The 593-nt window shown below is 72.8% G+C and carries 1 pseudogene; it reads left to right on the forward strand.

The annotated features are described in order from the left end of the window. Positions 1-593, forward strand: a pseudogene (locus GH737_RS15670) (hypothetical protein); the annotation flags it as partial.

The following is a 593-nucleotide window of genomic DNA, read 5'->3' on the forward strand; positions in this document are numbered from 1 at the left end:
CGCCAGCGTCACCACGCTCGGCTGCGACCGCGGGCTCGCCTACGACCTTCTCGGCCAGCAGGCGAAAGCCCAGGCCGATTATCGCACCGCGCTGAGCGGCGCCGACGCCGACGAAGCCCGCCGCCGCCTCGCGCTCAGCCTCGCCATCAGCGGCGACAAGGCGGGCGCCATCGCCGCGATTGCGCCGCTCGCGGCGAAAGGCGATTCCGCCGTGCCGCGGGTGCGCGCCTTCATCCTTGCGCTGACCGGCAACTCCACCGCCGCAATGACCGCCATCGACGCCGCGATGCCCGGAAGCTGGTCGCGCGTGTCGCCATTCCTGACTCGGCTTCCGACGCTCGCCCCGGGCGCCAAGGCCGCGGCAGTGAACCTCGGCATCTTCCCCGACGCCGGCCAGACGGCCTATGCTTACGCCGCACCGGTTCGCACCGTGCCGTCCACCGTGGCGATGAGCCAGACCGTGAGTACCGACCGCCTGGCGGACGTCGACGCGCTGCTTCGCGCCCCTTCGGCTCCGCAGGCAACCCAGCCCGTGTGGCAGCAGCCGCCGCTCCATGCGCAGCCGGAGCCGGTGCAGGTCGCCTATGCACCGG

This window comes from Sphingomonas segetis (genome assembly GCF_009720245.1).
GTDB classification, from domain to species: Bacteria; Pseudomonadota; Alphaproteobacteria; order Sphingomonadales; family Sphingomonadaceae; genus Sphingomicrobium; species Sphingomicrobium segetis.